Source organism: Marinobacter vinifirmus (genome assembly GCF_002258215.1).
Classification (GTDB): domain Bacteria; phylum Pseudomonadota; class Gammaproteobacteria; order Pseudomonadales; family Oleiphilaceae; genus Marinobacter; species Marinobacter vinifirmus.
Genome location: NZ_NEFY01000026.1, coordinates 1 through 20,336 on the forward strand (window position 1 = coordinate 1; position 20,336 = coordinate 20,336).

15 protein-coding genes are annotated in these 20,336 nt (G+C 57.3%); 13 read left to right on the forward strand and 2 right to left on the reverse strand.

Translation table 11 applies throughout. The annotated features are described in order from the left end of the window. The coding region (locus B9Q17_RS16375) for an IS3 family transposase (protein WP_154707655.1) at positions 1-624 on the forward strand (624 nt) is incomplete at its 5' end. Positions 625-772: 148 nt separating this feature from the next. On the opposite strand, the gene B9Q17_RS16380 is transcribed toward B9Q17_RS16375, so the two are convergent. After that, positions 773-2,314, reverse strand: coding sequence for a putative bifunctional diguanylate cyclase/phosphodiesterase (locus B9Q17_RS16380; RefSeq protein WP_094626021.1), 1,542 nt, complete (start codon positions 2,312-2,314; stop codon positions 773-775). Positions 2,315-2,578: 264 nt separating this feature from the next. On the opposite strand from B9Q17_RS16380, the gene B9Q17_RS16385 reads away from it, so the two are divergent. The 12 genes from B9Q17_RS16385 to B9Q17_RS16440 all read left to right on the forward strand — a co-directional run bounded on the left by B9Q17_RS16385 (position 2,579) and on the right by B9Q17_RS16440 (position 19,483). After that, positions 2,579-4,435 (forward strand): sensor domain-containing diguanylate cyclase, encoded by a 1,857-nt coding sequence (locus B9Q17_RS16385; RefSeq protein WP_167373045.1) that lies wholly within the window; start codon positions 2,579-2,581, stop codon positions 4,433-4,435. Positions 4,436-4,459: 24 nt separating this feature from the next. Further along, complete coding sequence (locus tag B9Q17_RS16390) at positions 4,460-4,888, forward strand: ROK family protein (protein WP_094626023.1); 429 nt, start codon at positions 4,460-4,462, stop codon at positions 4,886-4,888. 87 nt (positions 4,889-4,975) lie between these two features. Further along, on the forward strand, positions 4,976-5,323 hold the full coding sequence (locus B9Q17_RS16395) for a hypothetical protein (protein WP_208618798.1): 348 nt from the start codon (positions 4,976-4,978) through the stop codon (positions 5,321-5,323). Between the two features lie 174 nt (positions 5,324-5,497). Further along, complete coding sequence (locus B9Q17_RS16400; RefSeq protein WP_094626024.1) at positions 5,498-6,502, forward strand: hypothetical protein; 1,005 nt, start codon at positions 5,498-5,500, stop codon at positions 6,500-6,502. A gap of 2 nt (positions 6,503-6,504) precedes the next feature. After that, on the forward strand, positions 6,505-9,636 hold the full coding sequence (locus B9Q17_RS16405) for a DEAD/DEAH box helicase (protein WP_094626025.1): 3,132 nt from the start codon (positions 6,505-6,507) through the stop codon (positions 9,634-9,636). Further along, on the forward strand, positions 9,633-11,315 hold the full coding sequence (locus B9Q17_RS16410; RefSeq protein WP_094626032.1) for a class I SAM-dependent methyltransferase: 1,683 nt from the start codon (positions 9,633-9,635) through the stop codon (positions 11,313-11,315). Before B9Q17_RS16405 ends, B9Q17_RS16410 begins: the two co-directional genes overlap by 4 nt. A gap of 86 nt (positions 11,316-11,401) precedes the next feature. Further along, on the forward strand, positions 11,402-11,596 hold the full coding sequence (locus B9Q17_RS16415) for a hypothetical protein (protein WP_022988799.1): 195 nt from the start codon (positions 11,402-11,404) through the stop codon (positions 11,594-11,596). Positions 11,597-11,893: 297 nt separating this feature from the next. Further along, positions 11,894-12,352 carry a fibronectin type III domain-containing protein gene (locus B9Q17_RS16420; RefSeq protein ID WP_094626026.1) on the forward strand — a complete coding sequence of 153 codons (459 nt, stop codon included), beginning with the start codon at positions 11,894-11,896 and terminating at the stop codon, positions 12,350-12,352. A 73-nt stretch (positions 12,353-12,425) separates the two neighbouring features. Continuing rightward, positions 12,426-14,282, forward strand: coding sequence for a sensor domain-containing phosphodiesterase (locus tag B9Q17_RS16425; protein WP_094626027.1), 1,857 nt, complete (start codon positions 12,426-12,428; stop codon positions 14,280-14,282). 222 nt (positions 14,283-14,504) lie between these two features. Beyond that, the gene (gene dsrO, locus B9Q17_RS16430) at positions 14,505-15,284 is read left to right on the forward strand and encodes a sulfate reduction electron transfer complex DsrMKJOP subunit DsrO (protein ID WP_094626028.1); all 780 of its coding nucleotides are present in this window, start codon (positions 14,505-14,507) and stop codon (positions 15,282-15,284) included. Further along, positions 15,265-16,374, forward strand: a complete 1,110-nt coding sequence (gene nrfD, locus B9Q17_RS16435) for an NrfD/PsrC family molybdoenzyme membrane anchor subunit (RefSeq protein ID WP_094626029.1) — start codon at positions 15,265-15,267, stop codon at positions 16,372-16,374. Before dsrO ends, nrfD begins: the two co-directional genes overlap by 20 nt. A gap of 19 nt (positions 16,375-16,393) precedes the next feature. Next, positions 16,394-19,483, forward strand: coding sequence for a molybdopterin dinucleotide binding domain-containing protein (locus B9Q17_RS16440; protein ID WP_094626030.1), 3,090 nt, complete (start codon positions 16,394-16,396; stop codon positions 19,481-19,483). A 35-nt stretch (positions 19,484-19,518) separates the two neighbouring features. On the opposite strand, the gene B9Q17_RS16445 is transcribed toward B9Q17_RS16440, so the two are convergent. Beyond that, the coding region (locus B9Q17_RS16445) for an IS3 family transposase (protein ID WP_154707659.1) at positions 19,519-20,336 on the reverse strand (818 nt) is incomplete at its 5' end.

The window sequence follows — 20,336 nt, forward strand, 5'->3', positions numbered from 1 at the left end:
CACAAAATCGTTCAGCGGCTGATGCAACAGCTGGGGCTGAAATCCAGAGTTCGGGTGAAGCGATACCGCTCCTACCGAGGCCCCGTGGGCAAGAAAGCACCGAATCTACTGGCCCGGGACTTCCGGGCCACCAAGCCCAACACGAAGTGGGCAACGGACGTTACTGAGTTCAAGGTGCAAGGACGCAAGCTGTACCTGTCGCCGGTGATGGACCTGTTCAACGGTGAAATCCTGGCCTATGAACTCCGTGACCGGCCGGTGCTTCCCATGGTCACGGAGATGCTGAAAAAGGCCTTGAGGCGACTCAAGCAAGGAACCAGTCCAGTGGTACACTCGGACCAAGGCTGGCATTACCAGCATCCGGAGTATTGCCGGATGCTCGAGGAGAAGGGGCTAACTCAAAGCATGTCTCGCAAGGGCAATTGCCTGGACAACGCGGCTATGGAGAGCTTCTTCGGCACATTGAAATCCGAGTTCTATTACTTGAACCGGTTCGATAGCGTTGAGCAATTACGACACGGAATTGAGCAGTACATTGACTACTATAACCACCACCGGATCCGGCTGACACTCAATGGCCTGACTCCGGTGGAGTACAGAGAGCAGGCTGCCGCTGCAGCCTGATTAAACTGTCCAAGTTTTAGGGGTCACTTCAGACTAGGGGTCTGTCCCTACGAGGACAGACCCCTCAAGGCACCAAGTCTGGTTCTAATCAGGCTCAACTTGGTACGTAGAGGGGGCGATCCTTAACTGAGCTTGGTACGTAGAGGGGTCAGTCCACGTTGGGACAGACCCCTTCAGCCCCCTCGGCCCAGGCAATCAGGGCGGCCAGGGCCATAGGCCGAGCAAAGTAAAACCCCTGAAAGCGGTGGCAGCCCCACGCTCTTAGAATGTCGAACTGCGCCTCGTCTTCCACGCCTTCGGCAACCACGGTCAGGCCCATTTCGCGGGCCATGGTGATTACGCCTTTGCACACGGCGGCATCTTTGTGGTTGGTGACCACGTTTTCCACGAACGATTTGTCGATCTTTATACTGCTGGCGGGCAGGTCTTTCAGGTAGCTGAAGCTGGAAAAGCCGGTGCCAAAATCATCAATCGCAGTGGAAATGCCCAGCTCCTGCAGGGAATTCACCAAACTAATAGCGCGGCAGCGGTCTTTCATCAGCACGCCTTCGGTCAAATCCAGCTCCAGCAGATCAGCCGGCAGGCCGGTTTCGGCCAGAATCTTCTTCAGCTTGTCCAGAAACCCCGGGCGGTGGAACTGCAGCGGCGACAGGTTCACCCCCATGCGCCCGGGCAGCAGCCCCATTTCCTTCAGCTGAACGGCATCCTTACAGGCCTGGGTGAAAATCCACTTGCCCAGCGGCACAATCTGGCCGGTTTCCTCTGCCAACGGCAGAAAACGCTCCGGCGCAATCAGCCCGCGAGTAGGGTGCTGCCACCGCACCAGCGCTTCCACACCGAAAAACTTGCCGTTCTGGTCTACCTGAGGCTGGTAATGCAGGAACAACTGGCCGCTGCGAATGGCCTCTTGCAGATCCTGGCGCAGGGTAACCCGGCGTGAAAGCTTGGCGTCCAGCTCTGCCGAATACACTTGAAACGTATCCCGGCCCTGGCGCTTGGCCTTGTACATCGCCATGTCTGCCTGGCGAATCAGCTTCTCTGGCGACGTTTCGCTGTCATCCAGCAGGCTGATCCCGATACTGGCAGACAAGTACAGCTCATGTCCGCCCACCTGCTGGGGCCGGGCAATCTTCTGCAGAATGCGTTCTGCCACCTCCTCCGCCTGCCGGGCCGATTCCAGGTCTGGCAGCAGCACCACAAACTCGTCACCGCCGAATCGGGCCAGCGTATCGGTAGGGCGAATGCACGCCTCCAGCGCCCGCGCCACAGCTACCAGCAGGCGGTCGCCTACCTTGTGGCCCAGGGTATCGTTAATCGGCTTGAACTCGTCCAGGTCTATAAACAGCACCGCCATCAGCCGGTTGTTCTGGCGGGCCAGGGTAAAATCCTGCCGCAACTTCTCTTCAAACATCGTGCGGTTGGCCAGGCCTGTCAGCGCATCGTGTGAAGCCTGGTACGCCAGCTTCTTCAGCAACAACGCCCGGCCAGACGAACGAAACAGCCAGGCAGACACAATCATGCCGCCCACCACCAGCGTGAGCGAACCGGCCCAGGAGAAACGCAACGGTTCCGGCACAGGCAGTTGCGGAAAGGCAGACGCCAGCAAACCGGCAAAACCGGCCAGCAAAGTGCAAGCCAGCAGCAAAAATGGCCAGGCCTGCAACCGCAGTGCGTGAGTAATTTGTGGCATAGACGGAGCGCCGCCTCAGAGTGGATGAAAAAACCGGCGTATATTGTTAGGCCAGTTTGTTTTTTGTACAACGGCAGTTGTGTAAATAAAGCGTCAAACACGTAAATTCTTGCAAAATCCGGGGTCAGTAGTTGTCTTGGCCTCCGCCGTAGGGCAAATTGGCATTCTACAGCCCGCCACAGTGACAAATTTTTTACCATGCCACGCTGGTTTTCCCGAGATTCCCTCATTTTCCAAAGCTCCATTCTGGTAGCGCTCCTTGTTGTGGTTATTGTTGTCACCCAGTACCCGGTCTATCAGAAAGACCGGGAGCTGCAACAGGTCGACATCGACCGCAACCTGGCACTGATGCAGCTGATGACAGAAGGCTATATGGAACAGCTGACAAGAGACGTCGAGGTGATAGCCGCCTCGCCGGAGTTGCAGATGTACATAAAAGACCTGTCCTCTGAGCGCCTGGTGGCTTTGCAGAGTGCCTTTCTGAGCCTCTCTGGCCTGAGGGCAGGCTATGACCAGCTGCGTTATATCGACCGCTATGGTGTTGAGCAAATCCGGGTAAACAACCGCAGTGGCACGCCGCAACTGGTCGAGCAGGGCTTGCAGATTAAAACGCATCGAGACTACGTAAAGGCGGGCCTGGCAAGAGAAGCCGGGGCCGTGTTTGTGTCCCGCTTCGACCTCAACATTGAAAACGGCCGCGTTGAAGTGCCCTACGTACCCATCGTTCGGGTGGTGGCTAGCGTATACGTAGATGGTGAACAAAGTGGCCTTGTGGTGCTCAATGCCAAGGTGAACGACCTGCTGCATCAACTGCGGACAGCGCTGCCAGATAATACCGACCTGGTGGTGCTGGACGATTCCGGCGGCTGGATAGCCGGCGGTGGCGACGCCGACTGGGCATTCGTCAGCGATTCGGCCAGCGTTTTTTCTGTTCGTTACCCGGCGCTTTGGCAGCAGGTTCGCAGCCGCCCAGAAGGGCAGTTCGAACTCGAGGGCCAGTGCTACGACTATCGTTGGCACCACTCTTCCAGGCCTGGCATTCAGTCTCCGGAACTGTTGCTGGCACAGCGGTCGGTGGGAGAACCCTGCTCGGCCTTTCGCACCGATGCCCTTAAAAAAACAGGCATTCGGCTGGGTTCCGGGTTGCTGGTTACCTATCCGTTGTTTTTGCTTTGGCGTCGCGCTAACACCCGCAAGCGGCAAGTGCAGCGGGAACTGGCAGAAAACTACCGCCAGTTGCAGGTGGTTACCGAAATGGCCGGGCACGGGTTGCTGATGGTAGACCGAAACTGCCGGGTACAGTGGATTAACCCCGAGGGTGAACGGCTTCTGGGGTGGACAGAGGCAGAGCTGATTGGCCGCGACCTGCACGAAACCTGCCATGTCACCCCGGATGGCTGCAGCCTGCACGAGGGGCCTTGCCCGACCTTGCACACCCTGGTCACTGGCGAAGACAGCCAAGCTGATAAAGAACGTATGATCCACAAAAGTGGACGCATCCTGCACCTGAGCATGAGCGCGCGGGCCTTTGGTGACGATGAAAGCCGCGGTGCCATCTTGGCCATTGCGGACGTTAGCAGCCATATAGAAACAGAACGCAACCTGACCCAACTGGCCAGCACCGATGCCTTGACGGGCGTATTAAACCGCGGGGCCTGGTTGTCGTTGGTTACCGGCTGGCTGGAAGAAAGCAGCGATGATATCTATGTCATCATGCTGGATATCGACCACTTCAAAAAGGTAAACGATACCTACGGCCACAGCGCGGGTGATACAGTGCTGAAAACCTACACCCACACCATCGGCCAGCTACTGAGAAAGGACGATGTGTTTGGCCGCATGGGTGGAGAAGAATTCGCCCTGGCCGTGCGCCATCTGAGCCTGAACCAAGTGTTGGCGCTGGCTGAGCGCATTCGCCGGGCGGTGGTAGATATGCAGTGCACCTTGGACGACGGCCAGGTAATCACCATAACCGTCAGTTGTGGCGTGGCAAAGTACGGTGGCGAGGGCAGCGTGAAACCTTGGCTGGATAAAGCAGATAAAGCCCTGTACCTGGCCAAGCACTCCGGCCGGAACCAGATTCAGTTTTACCAGCCGATAACGGGTAACGGTTCAGAATAACCGGCCTGCGGCACAGGGAAACGTATGCAAAACTGGCTAACAGGCATAGACCTGGGCGGCACCAAAACCGAAGTGATCCTGCTGGATAACCAGTCCAACGAAACCTTCCTGTCTGGCACCGGGCTTTCACTCACCCACAAACTGCGCACCGGCCAGCAGCTGCCCGCCCATGCCATAGTTGAAAACGCCCGAAACGGCGACCCGCAAGCCACCGAAACCCTGCATGAATACCTGGAACACCTGGCCCGCGGGCTGGCCGCCGTCATCAACCTGATCGACCCGGACATCATCGTACTGGGCGGCGGTATGAGTAACGCCGAACAGCTCTACCGGGAACTGCCGGCCAAGCTGCCCGGCTACGTGTTTGGTGGCGAGTGCGATACGCCCATCGTGAGAGCGGTACACGGAGACTCCAGCGGCGTGCGCGGAGCGGCCTGGCTGGCCAATACCTGAACCCACTCACAAAAAAGCACCACACGACGCTACCTGTCGCCCCCCTGACTACACTGGAACAAAGGCAACGCCAGAGGAGGGCACACCATGCGAGCGATTACCGTGGCGAAACACCTGATGATCGCCCTGGCCATAGCGCTGCTTGTGTTGGCATCCGGCTGGCTGCCCGCCCAGGAAAACTGCACCTACCGCAAAGACGCCCTGGGCAACATGCGCTACCAGTGCGACAGCGGCGAACAGGGCACACTCCGCAAGGACGCACTGGGTAACTGGAACGACAACCGAACCGGCGACCGCTACCGCAAAGACAGCCTTGGAAATTATCTGTCTTCCGATGGTGAAGAGGTGTGGGGCAAGGATCCGCTGGGGAACTGGCGGGACCGGGAAGGGCGGCGGTGCAGGGAGGATGCGTTGGGGAATTTGGCGTGTGAGTAGGAAAAGTGGTTCGTAAACAAATGCAAAATTTTGTGTGAGTTTGATCGAACTCCCGGGAATGCCTTGGATTATTGTACTTAGAAGGCTAATGTTCTTTCAGGTCTGTGCTTTGTCACGGGTGGATGCATAACCCGGTAACTCGGGTTTAACAATGGAATGTAAGGAGTATAAGAAATGCCCTCCAGAATCGCTTTCCGTCGAATTTTCACTATAACAACCTTGGGTCTGCTCACCGCTTGTGGCGGAGGCGGGGGTGGCAGTGATGATGGTGGCTCACCGCAAACACCTCTTTCCCTGGACCCAAATAACTACGGCTCTAATCCTGCTCCGATTCGCCAGGTATCTGACCTGGATCGCTCCGTAGGTGTATACGACGACCTGACGGAAATTCAGACGCTCGTCGATGATGTGGACTACGCCTTATCCAGCACGGCTGTCGGATACTCTGCTAAGGCTTCCAACTATTGCTCCCAAGAAGCCGGAAATCTGGAAATCAAGGAGGAGGAAACTGGGCCCTACAGTGGTCGAATCTCCTACCGTTTTGACGATTGCCAGGTTGCCGGATACCCCGAGACGCTCTGGCTGGATGGAACCCTGGTTATCGAAGGTTCCGGCGATGAGGTACAGGGCACCATTAAAGAAACCTACGCGATAACAGGCCGTATTGGTGCGGACGGCGCGCCACTGGGTATCAAAGGAACGCTGACTTCCAGAATTACCGAGCGCAGTTACGATGATCAGTCCATTGAAATTACCAGTCCGGCGATGGAGTACCTGCTTCGCTCGAAATACGTTGCGATTCGTGACTCCAGAATGTCTGTGGCAATCAAGAACGATAGTTTCACCCTAAGCATGCAATCGGATCTGATCGGGTCGGCTATTGGTGGTTTTGTCACGGTTACTACGCCAGTCACCATTTCTGGGCCTCTGAATGGTTGTCCCACCCAAGGGCACATGAAGATGACTGGTGATGGTGTGGTCGAAGCTCGGTATGGTCAGACGACCGGGACAGCCGCAGCAGTAGAGATTTTGCTGAATGGAAGTCAGGTGGAAAACCTGGATAGTTGTTACGGCAGCCTGCCTGCTGTTGTTGGCGGAGGAAACTCAAGTACTCCTTTACCGAGTGATAACTATTCGAGCACGCCTGTGGAGACAGTGCCTGGTAGTGACCCGAGTTAATAATGCAACAAACCGGAATCTACGAGCAGCTAATCACCAAGCTCATCGAAAGCCGACTGGATAGAGACAAGTTCTATGTCGGCGAGCGCGAGCTAAACAGCGCCGAAGCCTCCGTGTGGCTGTCACGATTCCTCTCCAACATTCTGGAATTTGCCATTGAAGCCGTACCGTCGGGAGACGACCGGCTTCAGGAGCAAATCGAGCTCTCCAACCAGTTGCTGATGTGGCTCAAGAGCCAGATTTCCGACGAAGGCTTTCTGGAAGAGAATCTGCTCGATAGCCAAGGTAAAATCCTCACGGCGCTCTACGAGTTGGAAAACCCGGTTGCTGCCAACCTCAAACAGTACGTTGAAGATATCTTCCCTCTTACGGGCTTAACCCAAAGTGAGCTGTTCTCAGGCAGCAATGCTGGCTTGTCGCTGGAGTCGGAACTCAAGCGCGAAATTCTGTCAGCAGACAAAATCTACTGGCTGGTGTCATTCATCAAATGGGCCGGCATCCGCATTTTCCGGAAAGAGCTGGAAGCCTTCACCGCCAGTGGCCGTGAGCTTAAAATCATCACCACCTCCTACATGGGGGCAACGGATGCAAAAGCCGTTGAGTACCTGGCGAGCCTGCCAAACACGGAAGTGAAACTGAGCTACAACACAGAGCGTGAAAGGCTGCACGCCAAAAGCTATTTGTTTCTCCGGAATACAGGCTTTCACACCGGTTACATCGGCTCATCAAACCTGTCCCGATCGGCGCTGACCAACGGCCTTGAGTGGAACCTGAAAATCACCTCTCAGGAAATTCCCCACATCATCAACAAATCTCTTAGCACTTTTGAAACCTATTGGGCTTCGGAAGACTTTGAGCGGTTCGATGGTCAGGCTGAGAGTACCGAAAAGCTCAATCGAGCCTTGAAGCAGCAAAAAGGCTTGGATGCTCCCGGCGTCTCCCACTATTTCGAAATCACGCCGTTCCCCCACCAGAAGGACATTCTGGAGCAGCTCTCCGTGGAAAGGGACGTTCACCAGCGTTTCCGTAACCTTGTGGTGGCCGCCACTGGTACTGGCAAAACGCTGATTTCGGCGTTTGATTTCCAGCGGTTCCTGAAAGCAAAGCCAAACGCCCATTTCCTGTTTGTAGCGCACCGGGAAGAAATTCTGCGGCAGGCCCGCGAAGCCTATCGGGGCGTACTGCGAAATAATGGCTTCGGCGAACTTTGGGTGGGCGGCCAGTTGCCGGAACACTACCGCCAGTTATTCGTATCGATCCAGACCCTGAACAACCAGCTGGATCAGCTGAAACTGACTGAAGACTATTACGACTACATCGTAATTGATGAAGTGCACCACATTGCCGCATCCAGTTACCGGGCGGTTTTGGAACACTTCTCGCCTGAGATTCTGTTGGGGCTCACTGCGACGCCAGAGCGGCACGACAATCAGGATATCCTCAGTGACTTTGGCGGAGTTATTGCCGCGGAGTTACGACTACCAGAAGCCATCAACCGCCGTCACCTCTGTCCCTTTCAGTATTTTGGGATCGATGACGACACTGACCTTCGCACTATTCCTTGGCGTCACGGGCGTTACGATGTTACTCAGCTGACCAATTTGTACACGCACAACCAGAATCGAGTTAAAAAGATTTTGCGAAGCTTGCGGGAAATCGTTACGGATATTGAAAGCATGAAGGCTTTGGCGTTTTGTGTGGGTCATGACCACGCGAATTTCATGGTTCAACAGTTACTACTGCATGGCATCAAGGCCGATGTGCTCACCAGTGACAACAGCCACGAACGCCAACAAAAGCAGCAAGCCATTCGCTCCGGGCAAATCAATGTTCTGTGTGTGGTCGACATATTCAACGAAGGCGTCGATATTCCAGAAGTGGATACCTTGCTGTTCCTGCGCCCCACCGAGAGCCTGACCATCTTCCTGCAGCAACTCGGCCGTGGACTGCGTTTGGCAGACGACAAAGACTGCTGCACGGTTCTGGATTTCGTGGGCAACTCCCGGCCGGAATATGATTTCGCCAATAAATTCCGGGCACTGGTGGGTAAGTCAGAACGCTCGATTACGGATGAACTGAAGCAGGGCTTTCCCCATGCACCACTGGGTTGCCGAATTGAGCTCACCAAGAAAACCCAGGAAATGGTGCTGAGCAACATCCGGCAAGCCACGCTGACCATGAAGCGGCTGGTGACACTTGTTCGGCAGTTCCCACAGCACTCCACTCAGCCTCTCACGCTGAAAAACTTCATAATCCATCATCCCCACATCGACCTGAACGAGCTCTACAAACGGGGCAGCTGGGCCGAACTGGTGAGCAAAGCGAAAGACGAGGACGTCGCCGATGACTCGCCTTTCAAACTAGCGAAGAAGGCCATCTACAACCGGATTTTGATCTGCGACGATCACCAGTACCTGCTGTTCCTCAAGGGGCTATGCTTGGCCGGATTTAGCTGGGGCGACGCCAGCAATCGCCAAGCCCTGATGTGCCATTACGACTTCTGGCAGAAAGCCGGGCCGGAGCTGGAGTTTGATTCGTTGGCACAAAGCCTGGCAGAACTCAGCAAGTTGGGGCTGGAACAAGAGCTGGCGGACGTGCTCGACTGGAAACTGTCGAAAACCAAGCACGAACAGCCGGCCATGCCGGAGTTTCAGGAAGTCCCGCTGCGATTGCACGCCCGCTATTCCCGAGAGCAGATTCTGGTTGGTTTTGGTGCCATGACGTTCGAGCACCAGCCACCATCGAGGGAAGGTGTGTATGTCATTCAGGATCAGAATATCGAGCTGCTGTTTGTCACCCTGGATAAAAACGAAAAGCAGTTCTCGCCAACCACCATGTACCACGACTACGCGATCAACGAGCATCTGTTTCACTGGCAGTCGCAAAACAGTGCCCGGCCTGACCGTGGCAAAGGGAAGGACTATATTCAACACCAAGCCATCAACAAACGTTTGTTCTTGTTTGTAAGAGAGCAGGCGAAAGACGAATATGGCCGCACGATGGGGTTTGTGAATTACGGAGAGGTTAATTACGTGTCTCACACCGGATCTCAACCCATGAGTATTACCTGGAAACTCCGAACGCCGATGCCGAACTTTATGTGGCAGCAGGCGGCGAAGCTGGCGGTGGCATGAGTTACGGTCCATACAACAAACACGCCCAAAAATTCTTCACCCAATACCAGTCCCTAACCTTCGAACAGGTCCACAGCGACTGGCTCCCCCAGCTGGACAAGAAAACCGGGCTCGCGCTCGATATAGGTGCCGGCAGCGGCCGCGATGCGTTGGCACTGGCGGAGCGTGGCTGGGATGTGGTGGCGGTGGAGCCGGCGGCGGAGTTGCGTCGGCTGGGTGAGGCGGCAACGGCCCATCGCAGTATCCAGTGGGTGGATGACTCTCTGCCGGATCTGAGCGAGATCCGAAAACTCAGTTACCGGTTTGATCTGGTGCTGGTGTCTGCGGTTTGGATGCACTTGCCCCCTACTTACCGGGAGCGGGCGTTCCGGATTTTGACGGAGCTGCTGGCACCGTCCGGTATGTTGGTTATCACGCTGCGCCATGGGCCGGGAGATGGTGAGCGCCAGTTCTATGAAGTTTCGAAGGCCGAGCTGGACAGTTTTGCCCGCCACCGGGCGGTTATGCCTGTGCCTTTGCCGGATATGCCGCGTGCGGATCAGCTGAAACGCGAGGATGTATGGTGGGAAACCGCCGTATACCGTTTGCCGGATGATGGCACGGGAGCATTGCCCACGCTGCGGCATATCATCATCAATGACAACAAATCCTCCACGTACAAATTGGGCTTGCTGCGAACCCTGGTGCGCATGGCAGACAGCGCGCCGGGGCTGGTACTGAACCGCTCCGATGATTGGGTAGAGCTGCCACTTGGGGCAGTGGGGCTGTTCTGGATCATGCTGTACCACCCGCTGGTGCTGAAGCATCACTTGCGGCAGGCGCCAGGTTCCCGGGGGCTGGGTTTTGCCGTCGACGATTTCTACGAGCTGGGTAAGCTGTCACCGCTGGATTTCCGGGTTGGTTTGTCACTATCAGCGGAGTTTGCGCCTGTGGCTATGCGGGCGATTAAACTGGCGGCTTCAAACATTCTCAAGAATCCCGCCCACTTCACCACCTGGCCGGGCACCAATCGCCAGGTTTTCGAGGGTGGCACCAGTCGACTGACTATTCGTAACGAGGCGGTTCGCCTGGATAAGGAAACCCTGGCCCGGTTCGGGCGTTTCCGGGTGCCTGCCATGCTCTGGGACACATTCAGCCGTTACGCCTGCTGGGTTGAGCCGGCCATTGTGAATGAATGGATCAACCTGATGGGAAGCTGGGAGGCCCGTTATTCAACGGAAACCTATCATCAGGCGTTGCAGTGGGTAGAAGGGCGGCGAGATACCACGGTCGTGCGCAAGCTGGTAGAGCAACAGCTTTCCGCTGGCCCGGTGGAGTGTGTCTGGACGGCCAGAAATCTTGCTCGTACCCGCTACGATATTGACCACTGTTTTCCCTGGTCGCGCTGGAACAATAACGATCTCTGGAACCTGTTGCCGGCTTCTCATACCGCCAATGCGGCGAAGTCTGAAAAACTGCCGGCGGATTCGTTACTGAAACAAGCCCGGCCCCGGGTGATCGAGTGGTGGGAGCACGCCATCATCGGTACTGAGCGGGAACAACAGTTCTTCTCCGAAGCGGAAGCTGCGTTGCCGTTGCTGGGCGAGAGCCGCACGGTAGATAGCGTGTTTGAGGGAATGTTGCAGCAGCGATTGCGGTTGAAGACCAATCTGCAGCTGGCGGAGTGGCTTGGGGTTTAACTGCCCGGCCTTGCTTTCCTCAAAAACGTATATACAATGTAAATATCTTTCAGGCATGAGCTTCACCCTCACCAGGAGTATCCGCAGTGACTGATGGTCCCAAAAAGGTGAAACCGAAAAAGGTGAAGCCCAACAAGAAAGATAGTCAGCTGCTGATTCGTATCAGCAGTACCGAGCGCGAGCAGTTCATTGAGTTGTGTGAAGAGCTGGACACCAGCGCCGCTCGCGAAATCAGGCAGTTTATTCGTGGGTTTATCAAGAAGAACAAACCCGCAAACTAGCCGCGACAATGCCCAGGAGGCAATTATGTCCAAGAAAGCTGAGAAGAACCTGAAGAAAAAGATCAACGCCCGTAAAGCCAAGATCGAAAAGCACGAAGCCAAGATCAAGTCGCTGAAGAAGAAGCTGAAGAAAGCTGCCTGATGCGATGCGGGCCGCCCTGTGCGGCCCGTTGATACGCTAGCTATGTAGTTGTCCAGTTAACCTACCGTCACAAACAAACGCGTTTTTGTCACAGTCTCCCCGCCGCTAACAATTTAAAATTCTGCGAAATCTCTCCCTCTGCGGTGTTGTTTCCTATGCCCCATTTTTTGCAGAAATTCCCCCTGTACCTGGTTGTTGTCCTGTTTGGTGTGCTGCTGGCCGGTTGTGGTGGCGGTGGATCTGGTGATGACGTGGGCGACTCCCAGGCGGGCGGCTCTTCTGTGCCATCGGGGCAGGAGTCTGCTGTGGGCAGCGAGTCGGTTTCTGAACGCAAGGCGGTGCTTAGCTGGACGGCGCCCAGCACCCGTGAAGACAATACCGGACTCGATTTGGGCGAGCTGGACAGCTACGTTATCCGCTATGGTCAGGACAGCGAGAATCTTACCCAGCAGGTGGTTGTCCCTGGCGCCGCCGAACTTAAGGGGGGTGAGACTCCGTCTTACACCATCACCGGCCTTAAGCCGGGCATCTGGTATTTCACGGTGCAGGCGCAAGACCAGGCCGGTCTGCTCAGCGCGCCTTCCGAGATGGTTAGCAAAAGCATTTCTTCCTGATGACAACCCGTAGGAATTGTCGGCATTTAGGCTATAGTGAAACAATTATGGACGTTGCCCGAACGGATTCACTATGAAGCACCGAATCGCCGAGCTGGCAGACCAGCAAAAAATTCAGGACATGATTGCCCACCAGGCTCCGTTCCAGGAGATCCTGGATGCCATTACCGAGATGGTTTCACACCAAGTGCCCGAGTGCGTGGTGTCTTTCATGATGTACGCCCCCGCCGACAACACCCTTAGCCTGGTTTCAGGGCAGGGCGTGTCTGAAACCTACCGCCAAGCCATGCAGGGGGTTTTGATTGGGCCGAACGTGGCCAGTTGCGGCAAAACCGCCTTCACCCGCGAAGTGGTGATTACCCCGAACATAGAGCAAGAACCGGATTGGGCGCCCTATGCGCATCTGGCCCGGGCCGAGGGGCTCAAGTCTTGCTGGTCTGTGCCGGTGCTTACCCCCAGCGACGAGTTGCTGGGCACCTTTGCGGTGTATGGTCGTTATCCTTCTGAACCGGCAAGTGAAGACCTGGTGTTAATGTACCGGGCGTCTGGCCTGTTGGCGTTGGCGACCGCCAGGGAGCACGACAGAAAAGCGCTGCAGGATCATGAGCAGCGTTATCGCAGGTTGTTGTCCCAGCATGAAAACACCCTGTCGGAACTGCGTTTCCAGGAAACCCACGATCCGCTAACTCGTTTGCCCAACCGCACCAGTTTCGAGGCGTTGCTGAACGAGCATTGCTGCTCGAATGGCGACCGGCTGGTGGGGTTGCTGGTGAACCTGGACGGCTTTACCACGATTAACGAAGGCCTGGGCCACACGGTGGGCGACCAACTGTTGCAGGCGGTGGCCGGTCGGTTGCGGGCGGAGTTGCCGAAAGAAGCGTTTCTGGCGCGCCTTGGTGGCGATGAGTTTGGGATTCTGTTGGGTACTCGCAGTGAGTACACCGATGAGTTGCCTCTGAAGACAGCGGATACTGTGCTTGCGTTGTTGTCCCGTCCGTTTGTGGTGGGCGAGCACACGGTGCATATCAGTGCCAGTATCGGGATTGCGTCCGGCTCCGATGGATGTGAGGGCAATTGCGCGCTGATGGCCCACGCCCATACTGCGGTGCGCGAGGCCAAGAACCAGGGGCGTAATACCTGGGAGTGGTACGCCGGCGAGCAAGACAGTTCCATTCGCGAGCATGTGGCGATCCGCCGGGAGCTGCTGGAGGCGATCGAGGGCGATCAGTTTGTGGTGCATTACCAGCCGCTGGTAGATGCCGCCACCATCGAGATTCGCGGGGTAGAGGCGCTGGTGCGCTGGCAGCATCCGGAACGCGGCCTGGTGCCGCCGGGGCTGTTTATTCCGGTGGCGGAAGCAACCGGGCAGATTATCGACATCGGCCGGTGCGTGCTGCGCCAGGCCTGCCACGATATGAAGCAGATTGTTGAGCACCTGGGCAGGCCCATTACTTTGGCCGTGAATATTTCACCGGTGCATTTTCGACGGTCCAGTTTTTTCAGTGAAATCCAGGCGGTGCTGGAAGACACTGGCCTGGCTCCGTCTTACCTGGAGCTGGAAGTTACCGAAGGCGTGCTGATGAGCGCCGCGGAAAAGGCCCTGGAGCAGGTTCAGGCACTGCGTAACCTGGGTGTAATGGTGGCTATGGATGATTTCGGCACCGGCTTCTCCAGCCTGAGTTACCTGCGGGACTTGCCCATCAACAAGGTGAAGATAGACCGCAGTTTCATCAACGATATCGACACCAGCCGCCACAACGCCGCCATCGTGAAAGGCGTGATCACCATGACCCACCACCTGGGCCTGGAAGTGGTGGCCGAGGGTGTGGAAACCGAAGCCCAACACGAATACCTGCGCGCCCACGGCTGCGACTTGCTGCAGGGCTTTTATTTCTCTCGCCCCGTGCCCCTGAAAGAACTCCTGAAATAGCAGGCTACAAAGATTGGCAGGCTACAAAGGGGTCGTACTCCCGGCAGGGGTACGACCCCACCCATCTGCCAGCACCAGTCACCGAAAACCGCTTTCCCCCTAAGTACTTGCCCGTAACGAATTGTTGTCCCGCCCCACAAACTGACCGATATCAAATTCCCGCAAGCCTGCTTTGCTACTGTCCAACCTAGATAGCAACCGACTCATCACGCAGGTGATTCCATGGACAAAATCCGCCGGGCCTTGCTCGGGCAGATCGCAAAGCTGACCGCCGGTGCCGCGCTGGTTCCTTTAAGCAGCCTTGCCTCAGCCGGCATTAACGACCAACCCCCGCGCCGTGAAGGTGATCCCTCCAAGCGCTACGCCATGCTGATTGATTTGCGGGCGTGTATTGGCTGCCAGGCCTGTACGGTGTCTTGCCATATCGAGAACGAAGCGCCGCTGGGCAGTTTCCGTACGATTGTTTCCCAGTACGAGGTGGAGCATGAGGAAACCGGCGACATTGCTACGTTCATGCTGCCGCGCCTGTGTAACCACTGCGACAACCCGCCTTGTGTGCCGGTTTGCCCGGTAGAAGCCACCTTCCAGCGCCAGGACGGCATTGTGGTGGTGGATAACGATGTGTGCGTGGGCTGTGCCTATTGTGTGCAGGCCTGCCCGTACGATGCCCGCTTCATTAACGAACACACCCAGACAGCCGACAAGTGCACTTTTTGTGCGCACCGCCTGGACGTAGGCCTGCTGCCGGCCTGTGTGGAGTCCTGTGTGGGCGGCGCGCGGATCATTGGCGACCTGAACGATCCGGACAGTCAGATCAGCCGCATGATGAAAGAGCACTATGAAGACCTGATGGTGCTGAAGCCGGAGATGGGAACATCGCCCCATGTGTTCTATCTGGGCATGGAAGAGCGGTTTATGTCTCGCCCACAGGCCAAGCCGGCCATTTGGGATGTGCGTACTCAGGAAGGTGAGGAGATCGGTTATGAATTCGATGGCCATTGAGGTTCTTACCCCTCGCTATGGCATTGCCTGGTACCCTTGGGCGGTGCAGTACTTTTTCATGATTGCGGTCTCTTACTCGGCGCTGTTGCTGACGGTGCCGGGGCTGATTTTCGGTAACAAGAACTATCAGCCGCTGGCCAGGGTGGCCCTGCTGGTAACGGTTACCTGCACTCTGGTGGGGCCGGTGGCGCTGCTGGCAGATTTGCACCAGCCGCTTCGCTTTTGGCACTTCTACGCCAATCTGAACACCCAGTCCTGGATGTCTATTGGCAGTTTGTTGCTGCCGCTGTACCTGGTGATGGTGCTGGCCTATGCCTGGCTGGCGTGGCGCCCGGCCATGCAGGAGCAGGCACAGGAGCCCGGCTGGATTGGCAAACTGTCTGGCTGGATCAGCATGGGTAGCTGGCAGGCACCACGCTGGATGCTGGTGCTGGCGGGGCTGGGTGCCCTGGCGTTTGCCTTCGGCATCATGCTGTACACCGGGGCGGAGGTAGCCATTCTGAAATCCCGCCCGCTGTGGCACACCAACTGGCTGCCGGTGATGTTTGTGCTGACTGGCCTGGTGGCGGCTTCTGGCCTGGTGGTTCTGATCAACCGCTTGATGACCGGTAACGATGAAGAGATCAACCGGCAAGGTCTGAAAGTGATCTTTGTGAGCATGGCGCTTGCGGCGGTTGTGGCGGCGCTTTGGGTATCTGAAGGCATTACCGGCTTCAGCCCGTCTGTTGAAGCAGCGTTTGAGTCTTTGCAGGGCAACGCGGAATGGCGCATGGTGGCTATTTACGGCCTGGCGGTAGGCATTGTGCTGACCCTGGCGACCATTGCCATGCTGCGCCGCCCGGGCTGGATGACCCGCGCCTGGATTGCCGGCCTGCTGGCGGTACACATCGGCTGGACCTTCCGCTGGATGGTGCTGATGGAAGTGCAAACCGTGGCCAAGAACACCGCAGGTTATTACCAATACGCCGTTGAGGCAGGTTCCAGTGGCTTGCTTGGAATTGTCGGCACCTTCGGGTTGTGGCTGGCAGCGTTACTGATTATCGACATCCTGGTGCCCTGGAAGAAAGGCCTCCAGGCTGGCAGCCACTGATTAAGGGCGGAGCATAGTTATGGACAAGAATCGTCGTAATTTTCTGAAAGGAGCAGCGGCCGCTGGTGGTGCTGCTACCTTCGCGGCGGGCTACTACGACCCGCTGGAAAAGATGGCCAAGGGCCTGGTAAACGGCACCGCTGGCAAACAGACTAACGACCGGCTGCATGCCAACAGCCTGGCGCCGGAGTATTCCGTAGACCCCACCACCGGTGAGGTAAAACTGAACCCGGACCAGCGCATTGCCTTCACCGTGTGCTATGGCTGCACCACCAAGTGTGGCGTGCGGGTGCGGATTGATAAAGAGCAGGACAAGGTTCTGCGGGTGTCTGGTAACCCGTACCACCCGCTGTCTTCTGACGAGCACCTGGACGAGGACACGCCGGTAATGGATGCGTTCCGCCAGATGAGTAACTTCAAGGATCAGGGGCAGCTGAACCGTTCTACCGCCTGTGCCCGTGGCAACGCTGCCATGGCCCAGCTCACCAGCAACCAGCGTGTACTCACCTGCCTGAAGCGGGTAGGGCCGCGGGGCAGCAACCAGTGGGAATCTGTCCCGTTCGAGCAGCTGCTGGATGAAATTGTGGAAGGCGGTGACCTGTTCGGCGAAGGTGAAGTAGAGGGCCTGCGTGCCATTCGCGATCTCGAAACTCCGCTGGACCCGGAAAACCCGGAATACGGCCCCAAGGCCAACCAGCTGATGGTAATGGAAGCCACCGATTATGGTCGCTCTGCGCTGCTGAAGCGCTTTGCTTTCAATGCCTTTGGTACCCGTAACTATGGCCACCACGGTGCCTACTGTGGTCTGGCCTTCCGCATGGGTTCCGGTGCGGTGATGAACGATCTGGCCAAGAACGCCCACGTTAAGCCGGATTTCGCCAACACCAAATTTGCACTGTTCATCGGCACTGCACCCAGCCAGGCCGGTAACCCGTTCAAGCGCCAGGGCCGTTTGCTGGCCCAGGCCCGTACCACGGGTGACCTGGAATACGTGGTGGTCGACCCGGCTTTGACTGCGGCTGCGTCTCACGCGGCGGGCGAGCGCAATAACTGGATTTCCATTCTGCCGGGCACAGACCCCGCGCTGACCATGGGCCTGATGCGCTGGATGCTGGAGAACGATGGCTACGCCAAGGATTACCTGGCCATTCCGGGTAATGCGGCGGCCAAGGCGGCCGGTGAAAAAGGCCACTCCAACGCCACGCACCTGGTGATTGATGACGATGCTCACCCGCGGGCTGGTTACTTCTTGCGTATGAGCGATATCGGCCGCGCCACTGAGGGCGCTGCAGACGATGTGCCGGTGGTGGTGGATGCCAATGGCGAGCTGGCAAGCTCCGAAGTGGCCAGCAGTGCCGAGCTGTTTGTGGAGCGTACCGTAGAAACCGGCAACGGCCCGGTTGTGGTGCGCAGCTCCCTGTTCAAGCTGCGTGCAGAAGCGCAGAAGTACAGCATTGAGGAATACGCCGATATCTGCGGTATTGATGCGGAAATCATTCGCCGGCTGGCGAAGAAGTTTGCCAGCCATGGCCGGCAGTCCGCCGCCGATGCCCACGGTGGCATGATGTCTGGTGCGGGCTTCTACGCCTCTTTCAGTGTGAACATGCTGAACGTGCTGGCGGGCAGCTTTAACCATAAAGGTGGTGTGGCCAAGGGTGGTGGCTCCTTCAATGGTGTGGGTAAAGGCCCCCGGTACGACCTGGCAGATTTCCCCGGCAAGGTCGGCCCCAAGGGGATTTTCCTGAGCCGTTCACGGTTCCCGTACGAGAAGTCTTCCGAGTACAAGCGCAAGGTGGCCAGCGGCCAGTCTCCGTACCCGGCCGAAGGCCCGTGGCGCAAGCTGGCGCCGCCGATTCTGACCGAGCATTTGATGTCTGGCCTGGATGGCTATCCGTACCGCATCAAGGCGATGATCGGTGCCATGGCCAACCCGCTGTATGGCCAGGCTGGTCTGACTTCCGTCATCGAAGAGAAGCTGAAAGACCCGAAGAACATCGGCCTGTTTGTGGCGGTGGATGGTTTCATCAACGAAACCAACCGCTTTGCCGACTACATTGTGCCGGATTCCGTGATGTATGAAGTGTGGGGCTTTACCGGTGCCTGGAGCGGCACGCTCACCAAGATGACCACGGCCTGCTGGCCGGTGGTGGAGCCTCGCCAGGTGAAGACTGCGGCCGGCGAGCCGGTGAGCCTGGATACCTTCTTCATTGAACTTGGCAAGAAGCTGAGCCTGCCGGGCTTTGGTGATGATGTGATTGCCGGTGCCGATGGCACCATGCATCCGCTCAACCGCGCCGAGGACTTCTACCTGCGTGCGGCGGCGAACATTGCGATGACTGGCAAGCCGTTGTCTGCGCCCAGCGAGGAAGACATTGTGGCTGGCGGCATTGAGCCGCTGATGGATCGTATCAAGTCTACCGTGGCGGAAGACGAAGTGGGCCCGGTGGCGCACCTGTATTCCCGCGGTGGCCGGTTCGAGACGATGGAAAAGGCCTACGACGGTGACAAACTGGGCCACGCCTGGAGCCGCCCGCTGTGTGTCTACAACGAAGATGTGGGCACAGCCATCGACAGCTACAGCGGCAAGCGCCTGACCGGTACTCCCATGTACCATCCGCCGCGCTTCTGGGATGGCTCGCTGATGCGGGAGCACTTCCCGGAAAACGAATGGCCGCTGCTGGCGTTCTCGTTCAAGAGCAACCTGATGAACTCCTACGCCATCGGCCTTGAGCGCCTGCGTATGATCAAGCCCTACAACCCGGTGCTGATCAACCGCAAAGATGCTGAGAAGTTTGGTGTGCAACACGGCGACACCATCAGCATCGAAAGCCCGGGCGGCAAGGTGCTGGCACTGGCGCTGGTGGGTGACGGCGTGCACGAAGGCGCTATCGGCATCGAACACGGCTACGGCCACCGCGAACTCGGTGCCGCCGGCCACGTGATCGATGGCGAAGAACGCCCCGGCAACCCCTACCTGGGTGCCGGCGTGAACATCAACGACCTCGGCTTCGCCGACCCCACCCGCACAGACCAGGTTGCCACCTGGCTGGAAAACGTCTCCGGCGCCTCCGTACGCCAGGGCCTCCCGGTGCGAATCCGCACCGTTTGATAAGTGAAGTGACCCCTAAAACTTGGACAGTTTAATCAGGCTGCAGCGGCAGCCTGCTCTCTGTACTCCACCGGAGTCAGGCCATTGAGTGTCAGCCGGATCCGGTGGTGGTTATAGTAGTCAATGTACTGCTCAATTCCGTGTCGTAATTGCTCAACGCTATCGAACCGGTTCAAGTAATAGAACTCGGATTTCAATGTACCGAAGAAGCTCTCCATAGCCGCGTTGTCCAGGCAATTGCCCTTGCGAGACATGCTTTGAGTTAGCCCCTTCTCCTCGAGCATCCGGCAATACTCCGGATGCTGGTAATGCCAGCCTTGATCCGAGTGTACCACTGGACTGGTTCCTTGCTTGAGTCGCCTGAAGGCCTTTTTCAGCATCTCCGTGACCATGGGAAGCACCGGCCGGTCACGGAGTTCATAGGCCAGGATTTCACCGTTGAACAGGTCCATCACCGGCGACAGGTACAGCTTGCGTCCTTGCACCTTGAACTCAGTAACGTCCGTTGCCCACTTCGTGTTGGGCTTGGTGGCCCGGAAGTCCCGGGCCAGTAGATTCGGTGCTTTCTTGCCCACGGGGCCTCGGTAGGAGCGGTATCGCTTCACCCGAACTCTGGATTTCAGCCCCAGCTGTTGCATCAGCCGCTGAACGATTTTGTGGTTCACCTGCTCACCAAGGCGGCGCAAGGCGACCGTAATGCGCCGATACCCATAGCGGCCATGGTGTTCGCGGTAGATCGCCTGTATGCGAGCTTTTAAGGGCTCGTATTTGTCTCCCGCTCGCAGCACCTTGAGCTGGTAATAGAACGTGCTGCGGGACAGCCCGGCTGCACGCAGCAGTCGTGCCAGGGAAT